Genomic DNA, 18,497 nt, shown 5'->3' on the forward strand with positions numbered 1-18,497 from the left:
CCCCAAAGAACGGAGAAAAGGCCAAGGATCCGGCGGAAAGGCCGAAAAGAAACGGGCATGAAACCCGCTCCCGGCAGATGATACCGGAAGAGAGATTGGCAAACGCGGCTGGCGCGAAGCTGGTGCAGGCGATCCGATCAGGATTCTGAGTCGGTCGGCAGTGGCCACAGTCGCGCAACTTCATCCCGCAGAAAAGAAATAGCTCGGGAAGCGATGTCTCGCTGCATCGTCAGGACATCGGCCGCCATGTCGCGTTCTCCGTCATCCTGCAATCGATCCACGACCCAGGCCAATTTCCGCTGTATGTCTGTACCGTAAGCCATTCTCGCCTTGTCGACTGCCTGCGCGGGAAACGGGCCGTGGCGTTCAATCAACATCCCGAGGTCGAAAGCATCCCGATAAGCCACCGAACGATCCTGACAGCGATCGGCATTGGCGAGGAGCTTTTCGGTAACCATATCCGCAGTGCTCAGGATCGGCACTCCCAGATCAGCATCTCTCACCCCATCCAGATCGACACGCCCTTCCCGGACGATTTCGAACCTGATCTGTTGCCCCTTGAATTCGAGCATCGTCCGGACGCCGTACTGATCGATCCGGAAATCGCGCAAAGCCTTCACGGGCTCGGGAAAAAATGCCCGGAGGCCTCGCTCCGCCGCGGCACTACGAAGTTCACGATACCCCTGTATCGAAGAGCAAAGGAAGTCGACATCCAACGACCGCCGGTATTCACCAAGCTTGAGGACGATCGCCGTCCCTCCGCCAAACCAGCAGCGGTTGGCCAGCAGATAATCGTGATCCATCAGTGACAACGCTTCGGCAATGACCCGGTGCTCGTGGTTCAGAAAAGTCTTCATCAGGACTTGAGCAATACGCCGTGGCCGAATTCGGCGACGAGATCGCGAATGAGATCGGCCTCCCGCGAGGTCAGGCGGTCCTCATCGACAAAACGCCAGTTGCGCTCGTAGATCGACAACACCTCCTCGGCCGGAATCGGACGCGCGGGGTCGCGGCTCCAGACAAGCTGTTTCAGCTCGGGATAATCTGCCGGAATGATCATGCGGCCTGCAACGATTTCCATTCCCGCAACATAGTGCGAAATATGTGGAAATGACAGGCCCAAGGCCTGCGGACAGCCGGATTTCAAGCCGCGATGCGGTTGAAGAAGCGGATGCTTTCGGCGACCGCGCCCGGCACGACGCCATTATGTGTGCCCGGCAGGGTCTTTGCCTCAATGGATAGGCCGGCTGAACGTGCCCTGTCCATCAGGAGCTGGTGGTCCTTGTCGAACGGCCGCTCCTCGCTGCCCCGCAACAGCAAGGTCGGGCATTTGAGGCTCGGGGCGAAACAGACCGAGGAGCGCATGATGAACTCTTTCGGATCGCTTTCATCAAAACGGATCTCGCCGCTGTAGCGACGGAAGTAGCGCCAGGCATCGACGCCGGCGGAAATCGGCACCGCTGCACGAAATTTCCGGCTCATCGCGGCGAGAAGTGCCAGCGTGCCGCCATTCGAATGGCCGGCGAGAAAAAAGCGGTTCCTGTCGATCCCCGGCAAGGACTCCAGATAGGTGGCCGCGGCGAGCACATCGGTTGTCTCGTCGTAGAAGCCTGAGTAGTTGCCCGCCTGGCCGTTCTCGCCCCTGAACGACGGCAGCATGACGACGAAACCGGCATCCGCATAAGGCTTCATCAGCTGCCAATGACCATCGCCGGTGGCATTGCCGCCATGCAGGAAAAGCACCGCCGGCTTGAGCTTCGACGACGGCTCGTAAGGGGATATCCAGGCGATCAGTTCGATCGAGCCCTGCGGACCGCCGTGGTAGAGGACACGCTTCGATCCGGCCGGCGTATCGAGCGGCGGAGCCTTTTCCGGCGAAGGACCCTTGCTGATCAGATTGGTCCGAAAACGCCGGCGGGCATCGGCATAATCCTCCCTTTCGAGCGGCGGAATCGCGGGTACCGGAAAGGCCGCACGCGCGGAGGCAGGCAGCATCACCGCAGCGGAAAGGCCGGCAGTGCCGGCGAGAAGCGCGCGGCGGGTCAGACCGCCATTCTCCGAGTTGTCTGAAATGGAAGAAATGCGGTCGTCTGCCATGCCTTTTACACCTGCCGACTATTGCGGGATATCCGGCATTTCATCACCGGGCTCCGGCGGTTGTCCATTCAAGGATTCGAGAACGCTCAGGGCCTTTTCAGGATTGCCGCGAGCGGCTCTCCTCTGAAGGGCCTTCCAGGCTTTACGCTGCCCAATACCTTCGGCGATGAATGAAACGAGCAATTGGTTGATGGAGACATTTTCCTCTTCGGCAGCAGTACGGGCCTGCTCCATCAGATAGTCCGGAATCGTCAAGAGATATTGATTCATCATTGCTCTCCTGTTGACGCTTTCGCGTCCACCATGGCCGTCAGTGTCGAAAGCCGGTCGGCGTCGCGCGGCAGCTTGTCCTGCCTGAGCCGCGCAATGCGCGGAAAGCGCATCGCAACGCCGGACTTGTGGCGGGTCGAGCGGTTGATGCCTTCGAAGGCGACTTCCAGCACGAAACCGAAATCCGGATCGGCCCGCACCGCCCTCACAGGCCCGAAACGATCGACCGTGTTGTCGCGCACGAACTTATCCAGGATTTCGAGTTCGGCGTCGGTGAAGCCGAAATAGGCCTTGCCCACCGGCACAAGCGCCTCGCCGTCCGCCGTCTCGGCCCAGACGCCGAAGGTGAAGTCGGAATAATAGCTCGACCGCTTGCCATGGCCGCGCTGCGCATAGAGCATCACCGCATCGATATTGTAGGGATCGCGCTTCCACTTGAACCAGGGTCCCTTGAGACGGCCGGCCTGATAGGGACTGTCCTTCTTCTTGATCATGACGCCTTCGATCACCGGATCAGGCGGCGAAATGCGCAGCCGGTCGAGTTCGTTCCAGGTCGAGAAAGGCACGAGTTCCGAGAGATCGAAACGGTCATGCGGCGCCTGAGCGATGACCTCGCCGAGACGGCCGCGGCGTTCGAAGAAGGTTTCCGCGCGGATATCCATGTCGCCCTCAAACAGCAGGTCATAGGCACGGACAAAGGCCGGATAGTCGTCCAGCATTCTCGCCGTCACCGTCTTGCGATTGAGCCGCTGCTGCAGGTCGGAAAAGGTGCGCGTCGGATTGTTGGAGCGCGCCGTGCCGCCGATCAGCAACTCGCCGTCGATGACGCCCTCGAAATTGATCGCTTCGACCACGTCCGGAAAGGCGCCGGTGATATCATCGCCGGAGCGCGAATAAAGCTTCCTGGTGCCGCCATAGCTCGACATCTGGATGCGGATGCCGTCCCATTTCCATTCGGCGGCGTAATCGGCGGGATCGAGCTTCTCGAGATCGCCCTCCTCGACCGGATTGGCCAGCATAACGGAATGGAAGATCGCGGGAGTCGCGAGGACCGGTTTGTCTGCCCGGCCCTCCAGCCAGGCGAAGAGCGGTTCGTAAGGTGGCGTAAGCCCGTGCCAGAGCGTTTCGATCTCGGTCACATCCTTGCCGCTCATATCCGAGAGGGCCTGCTTGGCAAGCCTGGCCGAGACGCCGATCCGGAGCGCGCCCGTCACGAGCTTGAGGAAGGCGAAGCGGCTCGACGTATCGAGCCGGTCGAGCAGATCGCGGACGGCAGAGCGCACCTCGGTGCGACCGAGCGAATTCATCCGCGTGACGACCTCGCCGAGGCGCGGCTGGTGTTCATCGTCGATCGTGTCCTTGCGACCGCCGTCCCAGACGAGCGAAATGGTTTCGGCAAGGTCCCCCACATAGTCGTAGGAATACTGGAAGAGGATCGGGTCCATCCGCTCCAGCACCAGATCACGCAGCATGGCGGGCTTGACGCTTTTGAGATCCAAGGCGCCGGCAAGCGCCGCGAGGCCGTACCCACGGTCCGGATCGGGCGTATCGCGAAAATAGTCGGCGAGAAGCTTGAGCTTGCCATTGCGGGACGGCGTCAGCACGAGCCGGTCGAGGAGAGTGGCGAAAGCTTTCATCTCGCCACCTCATCGGAGACAGCACCCCCCTTTGCCCTGCCGGGCATCTCCCCCTCAAGGGGGGAGATCACAAGCTGTTGAACCTTCCCCCTTCGGTGAGCTTTCGTTGGGTTGTGTCGCCAGTTGTTTGGAGAGACCAGTGCGCCCAGCCGATCTCCCCCCTTGAGGGGGAGATGCCCGGCAGGGCAGAGGGGGGTGCTGACGGTTAGACGGGAAAAGACGATCACCATCAATCCCCCTCGTCCTCGTAACCGACGAGATGCAGCGGGCGGGCGGGGATGTTCTTCAGCTCGCACCAGCGCACCAGCGCCTCCTCGCGGCCATGGGTCACCCAGACCTCGGAGGGGCTGATCTCTTCGATAGTCGCCAGAAGCTCGGGCCAATCGCAATGGTCGGAGATGACCAGCGGCAGTTCGACACCGCCTTGTTTCGCCCGCTGGCGGATCATCATCCAGCCCGATGCGAAGGCGGTCAGCGGCTCGTTGAAGCGCCGTGCCCAGCGATCCTGGAAGGCCGATGGCGGGCCGACGACGACGGCTCCCTTGAAAGCGGCAGGATCGCTCTTCTCCATTGTTGCCGGGCGGATGTCGCCGAGGTCGATCCCCTGCCCGACATAATAGTCGCAGAGCTTCGCCAGCGCGCCGTGGATGAAAATCGGTTCGGAGTAGCCGCAATCGCGGATGAGCCTGATGACACGCTGCGCCTTGCCGAGCGCATAGGCCCCGACGAGGTGGCTGCGTTCCGGAAATTGTTTCAGCGAGGTGAGCAGCTTGGCAATCTCGTCCCTCGGGTCCGGATGATGGAAGACCGGCAGGCCGAAGGTCGCCTCGGTGATGAAGACGTCGCAGGCGACCGGCGCGAAGGGCGCGCAGGTCGGATCGACACCACGCTTGTAGTCGCCCGAGACGACGATGCGCAGCCCGCCCCTCTCGATGACGATCTGGGCCGAACCGAGCACGTGACCCGCCGGATGGAAGCTCACGCTAACGCCGTCGATATCGATCTCCTCGCCGAAGGTCGCCGCCTGTTCCGACCCGGCGAAACCGTCGCCGTAACGCAACCGCATGATGTCGAGCGTCTGGCGCGTGGCAAGCACTTTCGCATGGCCAACGCGCGCATGATCGGAATGGCCGTGGGTGATCAAAGCCCGCTCGACGGGGCGCACCGGATCGACATGGAAGCGGCCGATGGGGCAGAAGAGCCCGGCCGGGGTGGGATGAAGCAATGCCTCGGGTTTCATGCCCCTCAAGATAGGGCAAAAACCGCATGACGCCAGGCCGGCTCCCCCCGACCGCGCGCTGTTACCATTTCAGGATCTTGGTCAGCGCATCCTTGTTCTTGATCAGGTCGTTGACCGCACCCAGATCGTTCAGGGATTCGATGACCTTGAGCTTCTCGTCCGAGGAAAGGTTTTTGCCCGCCTCGCGGATGATCAATACCTGATCCGCCGCCTTGGTCTCGTCCGATGCGGTGGCTGCCGCATCGATGCTCGGCCGGATGGAGCGCTGATCCTGCAGGAGATAGAGAAATTCTCCGGCCTGCAGCCGAACGGTGTCGTCGTCATCCTGCGCCGCCGCCACCAGAACCGGAAAGTCCTCTTCCTTGAGGTTGGCGGATATGGCCTGCCTCGTTTCGGCCGTCGGCGAGCGGCGCATCATCTCGGCCAGCGCGTAGGTTATGCCGAGCTTGGTCCGGTAGTCGTCCACATCCTCTTTCAGATGCCGAATCATGGCCGGGACCGCCGCCGGGCCGAGGGCCGCCAGATTGTCGCGCGTGCTGCGGCGGATGGAGGCGTCGTCATCCTGCAGACGATCGAATATCACGGGATCGATATCCAACGGCGGGGACTGGGCTAATGCGACCGGAAGGAGCAGCGACTGAAGAAGCGGGACCGGGACTGCGCCCGGTTGAGGAATGGCGATCGCCAGGTCCTGCAGGGAGCGTACTTCCTTGAAGACGACCTTGCCATTTTCGGTCACCACCCGGCGGGCGAGATCGAAGTCTCAATCGATATTCTTGTTGTTGCCGAAAAGCGGTCCGAGGTGTGCTTTGGCGATGCCTTCGGCGCCGGCGACCATCGTGAATTCCGAACGGGGCTGGCCGCTGTCGAGCGTGGTCACCCGGATGCGGATATTCGACTTCCGGAAGCCGTTATTGGTCAGGATGAACTTGATCTCCTTGGCGTTGAGATCGCGATACTGATACAGCGGATCGTCATCGAGAATGACGATATCGCTCAGTTTGTCGATATCGCCGCTGATCGAGCCAGTCTTGTAGAGCATGGGCGGCGTGTCATAGGCCTGCAGAAGCAGGAACATGGCGAATGCTATCGCAACCGATCCGCCCATCGTCCATCCCCGCCAGGCCCCCTGTGCCTGAGCGCCGAATGCCGACAGGACGACCGCCACGCCAGCACAGGCGATCAATGTCGTCAAAAGGGATTTCTGATCGAGAAAGCCGGCGGATACCCCTCCGACGATCATCAGCAGCCCGACCCCGATCGCTATACTGGTCAGATGGGGAGGAATTCCTCCACCCCCAGGACCCGGCCCGTTACCTCCGCCGCCGCCCGGCCCGTTTGGGGCCAGGTTTTGAGGATTGGCATTGTTGCCATTGCCGCCGGCATCGTCGTTAGCCATTGCAAAGCCCCCCGCTTCAGCAGGAGGGAATTATACTTATAGTTTTAAATATATCAATAAATAACTTTTAGTTGCATCAGGTTGCAGGCTTGGAAGAACTCTCGGTGTGCACCACTGCCGCCGGCAGGCGGATCGGCTTCAGCAGGCATGCGGCGAGAAGGCCGATCAGCGCCATGGCGCTTCCCGTCATGAAGACCGGCACGAAGGCTTCCGTGTAGAGCGTGTGAACCGCGATCCGCGACGCCTCCGGCAATCGAAGCATCATGGCCGGCGTGAGCGAAGCGATATCCTCGACGCCCGGAATGCTGGTGCCGACGCCCCTGATCCCGGCGGCAACGATCGCGCCATAGATGGAGATCGCGATCGAAGCGCCGGCCATACGCATCAGCGTCACGGCACCGGTCGCCGCACCGACATCTTCGCGCGGGGCGGAATTCTGCACGCCGATGATCGGCGCCTGCTGGCCGAAACCGATCGCAAGCCCCTGCATCAGCATGAACCCTAAGATGAAGGGAACCGGGGTTCCGGCCGGAAGCTGCGAGAAGATGAACAGCGCCACGACGTTCAGCGACAGGCCGATCAGCGTGAAGGGCTTATAACGGCCGCTGATGGAGATCAGCCTCCCGGTCGATATGGAACCGATGACGATGCCGGTGGTGGTGGCAATGAAGCAGAAGCTCGCCACGGATGGCGAAAGGCCCGTCGTCGTCTGCAGGAAAAGCGCAAAATAATTCGCCATGCCGATCGCCACCGCCCCGGTGCAGAAGGAGACGACCAGGAACAGCGAGAAGGTCGAATCCCGGAAGAGTTTCAAAGGCACGATCGGTTCGGGAACACGGCCTTCGACGACGACCCAGGAGATGGCGCAAAGCACACCGAAGGCCACGACCAGCATGGATTGCCAGGCGAGGAGCGAACCGAAGAGCGTGACGCTATCAGCCCAGACCACGATGCTCGCGACCACTGCGGCAAGCAGAATGGCACCAGGATAATCGATCTTCGGTCTGCGGACCGGACGGCGATAGGGCAGCAGGAGCGAGATGCCGGTCAGAGCGACGATGCCGATCGGCAAATTGATGAGAAAGATCGACCGCCAGCCGAACCATTCGCTCATGGTGCCGCCAAGCAGCGGGCCGAGGCTGCCGGACGCCATAATGACAAGGCTCGAATAGCTCTGATATTTCGCCCGCTCGCGCGGCTCGAATAGATCGGCGTTGATGGAAAAGATCGACACCATGATGCCGCCGCCGCCCATGCCCTGCAGCAGGCGCGAGGCGATGAGCGAATCCATCGACCAGGCAAGCCCGCACGTGAGAGAGCCGACGGTGAAGATGACGATCGCCGCCAGCATCACGTATTTGCGGCCGAAGAGATCGCCGAGCTTTCCGTAGATCGGCATCGTCGCGCTGGTCGCGAGGAGATAGGCCGAACCGACCCAGCCGAAACGCTCCAGTTCACCGAATTCACCGATGATCGTGGGCAATGCGGTCGAGACGATCTGGTTGTCCAGCGTCGCCATGAACAGCGCCGTCAGCAAAAAGCAGAAGATCACCAACCGCTGCCGGCGATCGGTGACAAGCGGCACAGGGGCCGGGCGGGTCATATCCATAGGTTAATCCAAAGTGTCGAAATTTTATGTGCCTCAAGCATATAATTGTCAATGGCACTTTGATGCCCAAAGCAAAGAATGGTTGGAACGGAGCGGAGGGTCTGATATTCTTGCCCGATGACCAAGAGCCTTTTGAAACAGGAATCTGCCGCTGCCCCTTCCCCCGAAGACGTAGCGCGCATCAGCGAGACGCTCGGCCGCATGCGATTGCTGATCGGCCGGCGTATCATCGGGCGCACGGCAATTGCCAATATCGCTCCGGGTCTCGACATTTCGCATCTCGACGTGCTGGACGTGATGCGCCGCATCGAGGGCGAGGTCACCGTCGGCGCGATCGCGGAGGCGATGCGCATCGACCCGTCGCGCGGCAGCCGGCTGGTGGCGGATCTCGTCGCCCGCGGCATCCTGCGCCGCGACGCATCCCAGGCCGACGGCCGCCGCTCGCTCGTCGTCCGGACCGAGTTCGGCGACAGGCTGCTGGCCGAAATCCGCGCTGTCAAACGGACGCTGCTTGCCCGCGTGCTGGAAGACTGGCCGGAGGAAGAGCTCAACGCCTTTTCCGCACTCTTCGAAAAATTCGTATCGAACTTCGAAGCCATCTACGTGGCGGCGGAGAAGACGCCGGGGTCCCACCTTTCCGACGCCCCCCGAGCTATGTCATAGATTGCGCATAAATTGCTATTCCGCTATTCTGAAGAGGGAATATCGGAGACAAAATCATGAATGTTTCGGTCGGTCCCCGCTGGGAAAAATTCATCGAGGAAGCGGTGCAGGACGGGCGTTACGGCTCGGCCAGCGAAGTGGTGCGCGAAGGCCTGCGGCTGGTGGAAGAACGCGAAGCAAAGCTTTCGGCGCTGAGGGAGACGCTGCAGCGGTCCATTGAAGCCGGCGGTGACGTCAGCGAAGAAGAGCTGGATGCTTTTCTGGATGCCGAATTCGAGAAGCTTGAGAAAGAGGGCTATTGAGTGCCACGCATTCAATATCTCGATAGCGTGAAGGCCGATTTCAGGGAAATAGCCCATTACGTCTCAAGAGAAAGCGGCAGCGCGGCAATCGCACGACAGTTCGTGAAAGCATTGCGTCACAAATGCCGCAACCTCGCGACGCTACCCGGTACAATGGGCCGAGACCGCTCGGAACTCGGCCGTCGATTGAGAAGCGTCGCGTATCGGGGATACATCATCTACTTCCGTTATGCAGATGATCGCTTCCAGGTGATCAACATCCTCGAAGGCCATCGGGACACCGAACGGCATTTCGGCACCGGTGATACGGAGCCTGAAAGCGAGGACTAAATCCCTTCGCCGCCTGAAACACGCAGCCGGTCGCGTCCCTGGTCCTTGGCCTCATACATGGCGCGGTCGGCACGTGCGAGCAGAGTTTCGGGCGTATCACCATCCTGCGGAAAGAAGGCGATCCCCATGCTGCAGGTGGCTGTGACGCTCCTGCCTTCGACGACAATCGGGCGGGACACCAAATTACGGAGCTCCTGCAGCCGGCGCACGACGCCCAGCTCATCCTGACCGGGATTGCTGAAGACGATCGCGAATTCGTCGCCGCCAAGCCTAACCAGAAGATCGCTGGCGCGGATACAGTTCGCCATGCGGGATGACAGCGTCTTCAAGACTTCGTCTCCCGCGGCGTGACCGAGCGTATCGTTGATCTGCTTGAAATTATCGAGGTCGATATAGGCAATCGTGACCTTGCGGTTCTCGCGGCGGGCCTCATGCAAGGTGCGGCCGAACTGGGCCCAGAACAGCGTCCGGTTCGGCAGGCCGGTCAGCGGATCGTGGTGCGCCATATGCTGGATACGCTCTTCATTGCGGGCACGCTCAATCGCAATGCCGGCGATATCGGTCGCCATGGCCGTCAGCTCGAGCTCCAGATCCGTAGGCTCGCGCGGGCTGTCGGAATAGAGCCCGAAGGTGCCGAGCACCCGGCCGTCAGGCGCCAGGATGGGTGTCGACCAGCAGGAGCGGAAACCGAATATGATCGCGAGTTCGCGATAGTCGTCCCAGAGCGGGTCGGCCAGGACGTCCACGACGAAAACCGGAGAACGCCGCCAGGCGGCCGTGCCGCAGGAGCCGACCTTCGGTCCGATCTCCAGGCCGTCGATGAGTTTCACATACGCAGGCGGAAGCCGCGTGGCCGCGCCGTGACGCAGCCGGTTCGTATTCTCTTCAAGAAACAGGACGGAAGCCGTGATACCGTCCAGTTCTTCCTCCACCGTGCGGACCAACGCATCGAGAACCGTCTGGAGGGATTGGCCGCGAGCGATCATCTCCAACAGCCGGGCATGGCCGTGGCGGCGGTCGTCCTGTCGCTTGCGTTCGGTGATGTCCCGCGAAATGCCGACCAGGCCGACGATCTGGCCTTCCGCATCGCGCAACGGCATCTTCGATGTGGTGAGCCACAGCACGCGGCCATCCGGAAGCTTGATGCGTTCCTCGCGGCCCTGGATCGCAATGCCTGTCGACATGACCTCCTGTTCGACGGCAAAGAGTTCACGCGCGGTCTCGTGGGCGAGGATGTCGAAATCGGTCTTGCCGATCATGTCGGAACCGTCGTGGAACCTGCTGTTGCGGCCGGCGGCGGCGTTGGCGAAGACAAAGCGGCTCCGGCGATCCTTCACATAGATGAAATCCGGAAGGTGATCGAGAAGACTATAGGCTTCGAGTTGACCTGTGACGGGGGTAATGTCGAAATCGGTATCGGTTTCAGTGGAGACACGAAGCAGGCGAGTGCAGAGTTCATCCAGCGGATCGGAGGTGAAAGCCAGGGGCATGCTATGCGACAAGGGTCCCACCATCCCCACCTCTCCTTCCACGTTCATCCGAAAAATGCGCGAGAACCCGCCGCCCCATTGCGTATAGCATGACGCAGAATTCCTTATCGTTGCTTAAAAAGATTGTGAAATCTGCCATGCGTGGAGCATGTATAGAAGCATTTTCTAATCACCTGCTCAAAACTAATCCGCGTAACCATGATGCAAAGGTCTGGCATGGAAAATGCTTCGTTGATGTCAAAGGATAGCGTTGGATGATTTCGAGACGGGCAGTATTGACGATGATCGCCAGCGCAGCCACCTGCGGAGGGGGGCCGCTCCGTGCGCTCGCGACCCCGGAGGGGTTTTCGACCGCCGATATGCGCGGGTCGATCGATGCCCGGGAACATGGCGTCACGCCCGAGGGTGGCGAGAAAGCAAGCAGCAAACTCGGCGAGATCATCACCAAGGCTGCGCGCCGGAACATGCCTGTCTTCCTGCCGCCCGGCAATTATCAGGTCTCCAATCTCGACCTGCCCGAGGGCACTCGGATCACCGGCGTGCCCGGTGCTTCACGCCTCGTCTATTCCGGTGACGGGTACCTCCTGAAAGCCGATGGCGTGCGTCGCATCGAGCTTACCAATATCGTGATCGACGGCGCCAGCCGCCGGCTCGACGACCAGAGCCCCGCGCTCGTCCACCTGCGCGATGTCGGCGAGGTGATGATCGACAATTGCGAGATCACCGGTGCGGGAAAGACGGCCGTCCAGCTCGAACGGTGTGGCGGAAGGGTCGAGCGAAGCCGGATTTCAGAGGCCGGCGAATACGGGTTCCTGGCCGTGGAAAGCACGGGGCTTTCCGTGACCGGCAACACGATCGTCGACTGCGGCAATGGCGGTATCCTCATCCATCGCTGGACGAAGGGCATCGACGGCACGATCGTCTCCGGCAACCGCATCCTCAGGACCGGCGCGACGAATGGCGGAACCGGCCAGTACGGCAATGCGATCAATCTCTTCCGCGCCGACAACGTGATGGTGACCGGCAACCACATCTCGCAATCGGCCTTTTCGGCGATCCGCGCCAACAGCGCCTCGAACGCACAGATCACCAATAACCAGTGTTTTGCATCGGGCGAAACGGCGATCTATGCGGAGTTCGCCTTCGAAGGCGCGATGATCTCCGGCAATCTCGTCGACGGCGCGGCGAACGGCATCTCGGTCGTCAACTTCAACGAGGGCGGTCGGCTTGCGACAGTCGCCAGCAACATCGTCCGCAATCTGAAACCCGTAGGCCCCTACGCGCTGGACGAGGCGATTTTCGGCGTCGGCATCAGCGTCGAAGCGGATACCGCAGTCACCGGCAATGTGATCGAGAACGTGCCGCTCTGGGGCATGGCGCTCGGCTTCGGTCCCTATCTGCGCAACGTGCTGGCGAGCGGAAACATCGTGCGGCAGGCGAAAGTGGGCTGCGCCGTGACGGTGGTCGAGGGCGCAGGCGACGCGCTGATCTCGGGCAATCTCTTCGAAGCGGTGCAGGACGGCGCGGTGATCGGATACCGCTGGAAAACGCCCTCCACCACCGAGCTTGGCCGCGGCGGCAACCAAGGCCGGGGGCTTGCGCATCTGACGATCGAGAACAACCGAATCGTTTAAACGAGATCGTCGGGTTCATCGCCGAAATCGACATCGCGGCCGCGATGGAAAATGCGGATGATCATCACGATGTCCTCCTCAATGGAGAAGGCAATCGTCGCCTTGTAACGATAGCCGACGAGGCGCAGGCCGGGCCTTATGTCATCGCGCAACATGCCGCGTTTCGGGAAAGTGGCAAATCCCAGACAATAACTTTCGATCTTGCGGACATATTCGCGTGCCGCTTCGACACCCATCCTGGGCGCCAGATATGTCATAATGTCTTCAAGATCCTTTGCTGCCTTCGGCCCGAAAATGACACGATGGCTCATGCTTTGTTTTGTTTTTCGAGGAGCAAAGCCGCACGGGCATCGAGCCGCTTACGGAGATCGTCCGGCGACAACGTCCGCTCCGGATGAGCCTTCAATTCATCGTAGGCCGGGCCCACCTCCTCCACCAGCCATTTCTCGATCGCCGCATCGCGGGCGATCAGCGTCCTCAGGCCATCGCGGATCACTTCGCTTTCAGTGGCATATTCGCCGGAAGCGACCTTGGCCTTCACCATCTCGGCCATTTCGATCGGCAGTGTGATGCTCAGCGACTGGGTGGTGCGCATGGGGCAGCTCCTTTAATGACGACACGATTAAATCCTATCGAAAACTTTCATCGTCGTCCAACGCGGATTGATCTTCCGTTTTTCCGCGCATGCCCGTAGCTTGCCGCCGACATCCATTCGCATGCCGTCACCCCGAAATCGGTTTGACTTTCAGGCTGCACGCCTAGGAGAAACGTAGAATGCTGAAAATCTATGGTGTCTATCGCTCGCGGGCGACCCGCCCGCTCTGGCTCGTCGAGGAACTCGGCATTCCGTTCGAGCATGTGCCGATCATCCAGGGCTACAGGGTGCCCGAACCGATGGCACCCGGCGCGCGGGTCAACACGCTGTCGCCGGAATTCCTGGCGATCAACCCGATGGGCTCGATCCCCTCGATGGATGATGATGGTTTCGTGCTGCACGAATCGCTGGCGATCACGCTCTACCTCGCCCGCAAATACGGCAGCGTACTCGGCCCCAAGGATATCAACGAAGAGGCCCTGATGGTGCAGTGGTCGCTGTTCGCTGCCACCAGCATCGAGACGCCGGCACTCAAGATTTCCTCGACGATCGCCGGCGGCAAGCAGGATACGGAAGAGGGCAAGACCGATATCGATGTCTCGGCGCGCCTGCTGAAGCGTCCGTTCGACGTGCTCGAAAAGCATCTGTCGAAGAACAGCCACATGATCGACGGCCGGTTCACCGCGGCGGACATCAATGTGGCGGAAGTCGTGCGCTACGCACAGGGGCATGCGACCCTCTTCGACAGCCGCCCGGCGCTGAAGGCCTGGCTCGAATCCTGCCAGGCCCGCCCCGGCTTCAAGGCCATGTGGGACAAGCGTCTGGCCGAACCGGCCTAATTTTTCCTTGCCGTCAGGGCTCTTCCAGCTCGGCCAGTTCCGCTTTCAGCCATGTGTGGAAGGCCCTGACCTTCGGTGGCAGGCGGGATCCGGCTCGGGTGACGAAATAGTGTCCGAAGCCGGTCGCCGCACGGACAGAAAAGGGTTCGACGAGCTTGCCGTGCTCCAGCGCGTAGGCCGCCAAAGTCTGCCACGCGAGCATCACCCCCTCGCCCGCGATCGTCGCATCCAGGCAGAGCGACGCCTCGTTGAAGACGTGGCGGACGTTCAAGGGCCCGGGCGCGACGCCCGCCGCCTCGAGCCAGACATCCCAGGAGAACATTGCCCGGCCGTCAATGATGGCCGGCAGTTTGAGGATATCGGCCGGCTCCTTCAGCTTTGCCGCAAGAGCCGGCGCGCAGACCGGAAAGATGAGCTGCGGCAGCAGAAGCTCGGCATCGACACCCGGCCATTTGCCCGTGCCGACGCGAATGCCGAGATCGACACCATCGGTGACGAAATCGGCCATGGCCGTGGTGGCATCGATCCTCAGCCGGATCTCCGGATGGAGCGCCGAAAACCGATCCAGCCGATGGACGAGAAAACGGGCCGCGAAGACCGGCGCGACGGAGATCGTGAGCAACGTGTCGTCCCGCCGCTGCCCGAGGCCAACGGCCTCCGACAGCGATTGGAAGCCTTCCGTCAGTCGCGCCAGCATGGGCCGCGCCGCATCGACCGGAACCATTCCCTTCGGCAGACGATGAAAGACCGGCCGGCCGAGCTGTGCCTCCGCCTTGATGACCTGCTGGCTGACGGCACCAACCGAGACGCCAAGCTCTTCCGCCGCCGCCTGCAGCGACCCCAGACGGCCGACCGCTTCCAGCGCCCGCAATCCGTTCAAATGCACGAGGTTGAGGTTTCTCATATAGATTTTCTAAAGGCTACCGTTCAAGAACTCAATTGAAAACCAACACGGAAGCGCCGATATTCCCCCTGCAAATGATAACAAATTTGCAAGGTGACACACATGGCATCGCTCAAGATTTTCTTGAACCCGAAAACCTGGCTGAAATCAGCCGGAGCCTCCATGGAGAAGCTGTCCGACGATCCGTTCGATGATCCGGACATTCGCTCCATGAACCTCAGGCAGCTCGCCGACCTGCCCTTCCCGGGCATTTATGACAAGGCACGCCGGGAAAAGATGCCGCTGGCGAAATGCGCCTGACGGATCAGGCTGCCTTTTCCTCGGCAAGCGCCTTCTGGACCGCGGGCCGCGCCTTCATCCGTTCGTAATGCGCCTGGACGCGCGGAAATGCGGCGATATCGACCTTGTCCCCTTCCAGCCAGCCGGCGATGGTGAAGAGATAGGGATCGGCGACGGAATACTGCTCGCCGAGCACATAGGAGCCCGCAAGAAAATCGTCCTCGATCAGGCGGAAGCATTCGCCCATGGTCTGCGGCACCTTGCGCAACATGTCCGCATGGGAGGACGGCTCGTCGGCCCATCTTGTGCCGCGGCGACCATGCGCATGCGCCACATGCACGGTCGAGGAGAGATAGGCGTTGAACGCCTGCATCTTGGCAAACAGGAACGGATCGTCGAGCGGGGCCAGCTTCGCCAGCGGCGCGGCCTGCGCGATGAAGGCAAGGATTGCGACCGTCTCGCTCAGCGCGCCCTTGTCTGTCACCAGAGCCGGCACGCGACCCTTCGGGTTGATCTTCAAATAGGCTTCGGAACGCTGTTCGCCTTCGGCGAAATTCAGCCGCTTCACCTCATAGGGCAGGCCGGAATCGGCAAGCGCGATATGGCTGGCGAGCGCACAGGTGCCGGGCGCGAAATAGAGCGTATACATGAACATCCTCCGATTTGAGGATGCCGTTGTAGCACAGGCTCACGTCTCAGGAAGCCTCAAACGACGCCTGGAACATCTTCCAATCGATACCAGACCGGAATGCCGCGTTCGGTGGCCAAGCGGACATCATTGTCGGCGCCCCTGGATTCGCCCGACAGGCGAAGCACACCATCGCAAAGCCGCAGCAGGCGTCCGGCGGCGGGATGGAAAATCTCCTCGTAGAGATCGTCTCCTATCTCCTTGCCGCCCGCCGCGCGCCACACCGGCAGAGCCACCCATTCACCGATCATCGGCACGTGACCCGCCCTGAACAGCGCGTAGGAGGGGGCTTCCAGCCGTCTCAGGTTCTCCGCCATCTTGTCAGGGTCATCACCCGTACCGGAACGATAGGGACCGGCAATCAAGATCAACATGTTCGTTTCTCCAGAACGTATCCGCATCTATCGCGGAACTGCACGAATTTGCCCGAAGTTCTTTACATATAGCGTAGTTTCAGGCATATTCGCGCTTATTCATGCAATTTCGTGCAGAGTCAAGAGCCATGCTGACGAGCCAACGCAAGAACCTCATTCTCGACATGCTGCGTCGGGAAGGTCAGGTCGTCGCCAAACGGGCGGCAGGAGAGTTTTCGCTGTCGGAGGACACGATCCGGCGGGATCTGCGGGAGATGGCGGCGGAAGGCCTACTCAGGCGCGTACACGGCGGCGCCATGCCCGTGACGCCGGACCTGCCGGATTTTACCGCACGCCAGGCGATTTCGTCTGACGTGAAGAGGAAGCTCGGCGCGGCGGCTGCCGCCATGGTCAAACCGGGTCAGATGATCTTTCTCGATGGCGGCACGTCGACGGCTGAAATCGCCCGGGCGCTGCCTCGCGATTTCGCCTTCACGGTCGCCACCCATAGCCCGACGATCGCTGCGGAACTGGAGCATCATCCGACCGCCGAGGTGATCCTGATCGGCGGCCGGCTCTACAAACATTCGATGGTGGCAACGGGTGCGGCTGCGATGAGCCAGATCGCGAATATGCGTCCGGACATCTTCTTCCTGGGCGTGACGGCGGCGCATCCCGTCCGCGGGCTATCCACCGGCGATTTCGAGGAAGCCGCAATCAAGCGGCATATTTCCGCTTGCTCGGCCGAGACGATCACGCTGCTGACGGTGGACAAGTTGGACGCCGTCTCGCCGCATGTGATCATGCCGGTCTCTGCGCTTTCGGGCATCATCATGCAGAGCGGCGCTGACGAGGCACGGCTGGCACCCTACCGGGCGGCGGGATTGGATGTGATGGAGGTGTAGCGGTCAGTGCTCACGCGCGACTGAGAAGACCGCTATCTTGTCCTGCGTCATCCTTGGGCTTGTCCAAGAATCCAAGCCATCTCAAAACATCAAGCCGTTGCAGATCCTCGGCACAAGACCGAGGATGACGGAGGAGAGGTTGGCACGCCGCCGGAAGGAAGCCTCACGCAAACAGCGCATCTGTGACGCGGACGTCGCCGACATGGATGCCGTTCCAGTTCCTCATGGACTTGTTGGCCATGGAGAGAAGCTTCGTCTGAACCTCGCCGCCCCTTTCGAAATAGCGGGAGATCAGCGCGAAGATCATGGCTTCCGCAGCGCGCGTCGTGCCGTCCTCGCATTTCACCGCGATCGCAAGCCCCTGATCCGGCAGGGCCGCGACGAAGACGCCCTCGGCGCCGGTCTTGGCGAAGATCTTGCCCGGAGCGACTTCCATCAGCTTCGTGCACGCGCGGTTGCTGCCGGCGACGTAGAAGGGCTCCGCCATGCAGGCCTCCATCAGCCGGCGCGACGCCCTGGCGCGCTCCGGCGAGAGCGAGCTTCCCGTCACCATTTTTGCAAAGCCGTGGGCCAGCCCCTTGAGCGGCACCGCATAGCTGGGAATCGAGCAGCCGTCCGTGCCGCAATTCTGATGACCGAGGATCGCGCCGGTCAGCGCTTCCATCGTACCCCGGATTTCGGCCTGCAGCGGATGGTCGTATTCGACATAGCCCTTCACCTCCATGCCCGCATGGACACAGGTACAAACGAAGCCGGAGTGTTTTCCGGAGCAATTGTTGTGGAGCGCGGTCGGCTTTTCGATCGTCCGGGCCTGATGGATCAAGGTGTTCTGGTCGGAGGACCAATGGGCGCCGCATTCGAGTGCCGTATCGTCACGGCCGGCTTTCGCCAGCATGGCGGCGGCTGTCGCCACATGCGCGTCCTCACCGGAATGGGAGGAGCAGGCAAGCGCCAGTTCCACATTGCCGAAACCGTAGGCATCCGCCGCACCGCTTTCGATAAGCGGCAGCGCCTGCATGGCCTTGCAGGCCGAGCGCGGGAAGACGGCGGCTTCGGCCTCGCCGAAGGAAAAGACAACCTTTCCGTCTCCGTCGACGACCACCCCCATGCCGCGATGGCGGCTTTCGACCAGCCTGCCTCTGGTAACTTCGACGGTAACGGGGTTTTGCATGGTCGGTCCTGAAATTGCTGTTTTCATTGATGCCTATGCGAAGCGCATACCACAGGCTCGTAAACAAGTCTGGCGCTATCTTCTCGGGGGAA

The 18,497-nt window shown here is 61.2% G+C and carries 23 protein-coding genes; 7 read left to right on the forward strand and 16 right to left on the reverse strand.

The features are described 5' to 3' along the window. Positions 1 to 137 precede the first annotated feature (137 nt). The 9 genes from ABK249_RS00005 to ABK249_RS00045 form a co-directional block, all read right to left on the reverse strand. The gene (locus tag ABK249_RS00005) at positions 138 to 857 is read right to left on the reverse strand and encodes a nucleotidyl transferase AbiEii/AbiGii toxin family protein (RefSeq protein ID WP_348861885.1); all 720 of its coding nucleotides are present in this window, start codon (positions 855 to 857) and stop codon (positions 138 to 140) included. Next, complete coding sequence (locus ABK249_RS00010; protein WP_227702172.1) at positions 857 to 1,081, reverse strand: hypothetical protein; 225 nt, start codon at positions 1,079 to 1,081, stop codon at positions 857 to 859. The genes ABK249_RS00005 and ABK249_RS00010 overlap by 1 nt, the downstream gene beginning before the upstream one ends. 62 nt (positions 1,082 to 1,143) lie before the next feature. Further along, the gene (locus tag ABK249_RS00015) at positions 1,144 to 2,097 is read right to left on the reverse strand and encodes an alpha/beta hydrolase family protein (RefSeq protein WP_227702171.1); all 954 of its coding nucleotides are present in this window, start codon (positions 2,095 to 2,097) and stop codon (positions 1,144 to 1,146) included. 18 nt (positions 2,098 to 2,115) lie between these two features. Next, the gene (locus ABK249_RS00020) at positions 2,116 to 2,370 is read right to left on the reverse strand and encodes a hypothetical protein (RefSeq protein WP_200884011.1); all 255 of its coding nucleotides are present in this window, start codon (positions 2,368 to 2,370) and stop codon (positions 2,116 to 2,118) included. Then, positions 2,367 to 4,004: a cisplatin damage response ATP-dependent DNA ligase gene (locus tag ABK249_RS00025; RefSeq protein WP_037157839.1), complete on the reverse strand. Its 1,638-nt coding sequence runs from the start codon at positions 4,002 to 4,004 to the stop codon at positions 2,367 to 2,369. Before ABK249_RS00025 ends, ABK249_RS00020 begins: the two co-directional genes overlap by 4 nt. Before the next feature lie 229 nt (positions 4,005 to 4,233). Then, entirely contained in the window at positions 4,234 to 5,244 is a 1,011-nt protein-coding gene (locus ABK249_RS00030; protein WP_348861886.1) for a ligase-associated DNA damage response exonuclease, read from the reverse strand. A gap of 61 nt (positions 5,245 to 5,305) precedes the next feature. Beyond that, on the reverse strand, positions 5,306 to 5,986 hold the full coding sequence (locus ABK249_RS00035; protein ID WP_348861887.1) for a HEAT repeat domain-containing protein: 681 nt from the start codon (positions 5,984 to 5,986) through the stop codon (positions 5,306 to 5,308). Positions 5,987 to 6,007: 21 nt separating this feature from the next. After that, on the reverse strand, positions 6,008 to 6,643 hold the full coding sequence (locus tag ABK249_RS00040) for a hypothetical protein (RefSeq protein WP_348861888.1): 636 nt from the start codon (positions 6,641 to 6,643) through the stop codon (positions 6,008 to 6,010). Positions 6,644 to 6,719: 76 nt separating this feature from the next. Then, positions 6,720 to 8,252 carry an MDR family MFS transporter gene (locus tag ABK249_RS00045; RefSeq protein ID WP_348861889.1) on the reverse strand — a complete coding sequence of 511 codons (1,533 nt, stop codon included), beginning with the start codon at positions 8,250 to 8,252 and terminating at the stop codon, positions 6,720 to 6,722. A 117-nt stretch (positions 8,253 to 8,369) separates the two neighbouring features. Here ABK249_RS00045 and ABK249_RS00050 point away from each other — a divergent pair, with 117 nt between their 5' ends. Genes ABK249_RS00050 through ABK249_RS00060 form a run of 3 tightly spaced genes read left to right on the forward strand, consistent with a single transcriptional unit; the run spans position 8,370 to position 9,547 of the window. Continuing rightward, complete coding sequence (locus tag ABK249_RS00050; RefSeq protein WP_227702169.1) at positions 8,370 to 8,915, forward strand: MarR family winged helix-turn-helix transcriptional regulator; 546 nt, start codon at positions 8,370 to 8,372, stop codon at positions 8,913 to 8,915. Between the two features lie 56 nt (positions 8,916 to 8,971). Further along, a complete protein-coding gene (locus tag ABK249_RS00055) occupies positions 8,972 to 9,217 on the forward strand; it encodes a type II toxin-antitoxin system ParD family antitoxin (protein WP_227702168.1) in 246 nt (81 codons plus the stop codon). Then, on the forward strand, positions 9,218 to 9,547 hold the full coding sequence (locus ABK249_RS00060) for a type II toxin-antitoxin system RelE/ParE family toxin (RefSeq protein ID WP_037157853.1): 330 nt from the start codon (positions 9,218 to 9,220) through the stop codon (positions 9,545 to 9,547). On the opposite strand, the gene ABK249_RS00065 is transcribed toward ABK249_RS00060, so the two are convergent. Continuing rightward, positions 9,544 to 11,061: a sensor domain-containing protein gene (locus tag ABK249_RS00065; protein WP_161784810.1), complete on the reverse strand. Its 1,518-nt coding sequence runs from the start codon at positions 11,059 to 11,061 to the stop codon at positions 9,544 to 9,546. The two genes, ABK249_RS00060 and ABK249_RS00065, sit on opposite strands and share 4 nt — an antisense overlap. Before the next feature lie 230 nt (positions 11,062 to 11,291). Here ABK249_RS00065 and ABK249_RS00070 point away from each other — a divergent pair, with 230 nt between their 5' ends. Next, complete coding sequence (locus ABK249_RS00070; RefSeq protein WP_348861890.1) at positions 11,292 to 12,671, forward strand: TIGR03808 family TAT-translocated repetitive protein; 1,380 nt, start codon at positions 11,292 to 11,294, stop codon at positions 12,669 to 12,671. On the opposite strand, the gene ABK249_RS00075 is transcribed toward ABK249_RS00070, so the two are convergent. Then, complete coding sequence (locus tag ABK249_RS00075; RefSeq protein WP_265105659.1) at positions 12,668 to 12,928, reverse strand: type II toxin-antitoxin system RelE/ParE family toxin; 261 nt, start codon at positions 12,926 to 12,928, stop codon at positions 12,668 to 12,670. The two genes, ABK249_RS00070 and ABK249_RS00075, sit on opposite strands and share 4 nt — an antisense overlap. Positions 12,929 to 12,978: 50 nt before the next feature. Continuing rightward, positions 12,979 to 13,266, reverse strand: coding sequence for a ribbon-helix-helix domain-containing protein (locus ABK249_RS00080; RefSeq protein WP_037157863.1), 288 nt, complete (start codon positions 13,264 to 13,266; stop codon positions 12,979 to 12,981). A gap of 179 nt (positions 13,267 to 13,445) precedes the next feature. On the opposite strand from ABK249_RS00080, the gene ABK249_RS00085 reads away from it, so the two are divergent. Next, positions 13,446 to 14,105, forward strand: coding sequence for a glutathione S-transferase family protein (locus ABK249_RS00085; RefSeq protein WP_348861891.1), 660 nt, complete (start codon positions 13,446 to 13,448; stop codon positions 14,103 to 14,105). 13 nt (positions 14,106 to 14,118) lie between these two features. On the opposite strand, the gene ABK249_RS00090 is transcribed toward ABK249_RS00085, so the two are convergent. Next, on the reverse strand, positions 14,119 to 15,009 hold the full coding sequence (locus ABK249_RS00090; protein WP_348861892.1) for a LysR substrate-binding domain-containing protein: 891 nt from the start codon (positions 15,007 to 15,009) through the stop codon (positions 14,119 to 14,121). Positions 15,010 to 15,111: 102 nt separating this feature from the next. On the opposite strand from ABK249_RS00090, the gene ABK249_RS00095 reads away from it, so the two are divergent. After that, a complete protein-coding gene (locus ABK249_RS00095) occupies positions 15,112 to 15,309 on the forward strand; it encodes a hypothetical protein (RefSeq protein ID WP_348861894.1) in 198 nt (65 codons plus the stop codon). 4 nt (positions 15,310 to 15,313) lie between these two features. Here the strand turns inward: ABK249_RS00095 and ABK249_RS00100 are convergent, their stop codons facing one another. Together ABK249_RS00100 and ABK249_RS00105 are read right to left on the reverse strand one after the other, a co-directional pair. Further along, positions 15,314 to 15,937, reverse strand: a complete 624-nt coding sequence (locus ABK249_RS00100) for a glutathione S-transferase family protein (protein WP_348861895.1) — start codon at positions 15,935 to 15,937, stop codon at positions 15,314 to 15,316. A gap of 56 nt (positions 15,938 to 15,993) precedes the next feature. Next, positions 15,994 to 16,350 carry a DUF4406 domain-containing protein gene (locus ABK249_RS00105; RefSeq protein WP_348861896.1) on the reverse strand — a complete coding sequence of 119 codons (357 nt, stop codon included), beginning with the start codon at positions 16,348 to 16,350 and terminating at the stop codon, positions 15,994 to 15,996. 128 nt (positions 16,351 to 16,478) lie between these two features. Here ABK249_RS00105 and ABK249_RS00110 point away from each other — a divergent pair, with 128 nt between their 5' ends. Then, positions 16,479 to 17,234, forward strand: a complete 756-nt coding sequence (locus ABK249_RS00110; protein ID WP_227702161.1) for a DeoR/GlpR family DNA-binding transcription regulator — start codon at positions 16,479 to 16,481, stop codon at positions 17,232 to 17,234. A 163-nt stretch (positions 17,235 to 17,397) separates the two neighbouring features. On the opposite strand, the gene ABK249_RS00115 is transcribed toward ABK249_RS00110, so the two are convergent. Then, a complete protein-coding gene (locus ABK249_RS00115; protein WP_348861897.1) occupies positions 17,398 to 18,405 on the reverse strand; it encodes an asparaginase in 1,008 nt (335 codons plus the stop codon). Positions 18,406 to 18,497 lie beyond the last annotated feature (92 nt).

Source organism: Neorhizobium phenanthreniclasticum (assembly GCF_040066075.1).
Lineage (GTDB): Bacteria > Pseudomonadota > Alphaproteobacteria > Rhizobiales > Rhizobiaceae > Neorhizobium > Neorhizobium petrolearium.